The 400-nt window shown below is 49.0% G+C and carries 1 protein-coding gene; it reads right to left on the bottom strand.

Annotation, left to right across the window (positions count from 1 at the left end; translation table 11 throughout):
- A partial coding sequence (locus ACYVRH_RS14895; RefSeq protein WP_461257636.1) for a hypothetical protein occupies positions 1-400 on the bottom strand: 400 nt, incomplete at both ends.

Genomic DNA, 400 nt, shown 5'->3' with positions numbered 1-400 from the left:
GTACTGGTATTTAACGAAACAGCGCCGGTAAGCGTTATTGTGCCTGAAAAATTTATAGCCGCGTTTGCATTAGTGGTGGTAACACCCCCTTGAATTGATACGCTTCCCGTTCCGGTCTGGGTAAATGAACCGGAAGCGGTAATTGTATTGGTAAGCGTCATAGTGCCGGCGTTTATATGAACTTGCCCCCCGCTGCCGGACGCGTAAGTCGTGGTTATGGGCCGGTTAATGGCTATAGTGGTTCCTGTAAACTCAAAAGCATAGCTAGACCCGTTTACGCCGTTAAAGGTGGTTACGGCTATGCTGTTAAAGTCAGCGCTGCCCGCGTTTTGGGTATAGCTGTACGCATATACCGGACTAGTCGCACTGAACGAAACAGCGCCGATAACAACGGTAATAT

This window comes from Treponema sp. R80B11-R83G3 (genome assembly GCF_054786115.1).
The sequence above is the reverse complement of the archived record's forward strand: the minus strand, read 5'-3'. Positions and strand labels throughout refer to the sequence as shown.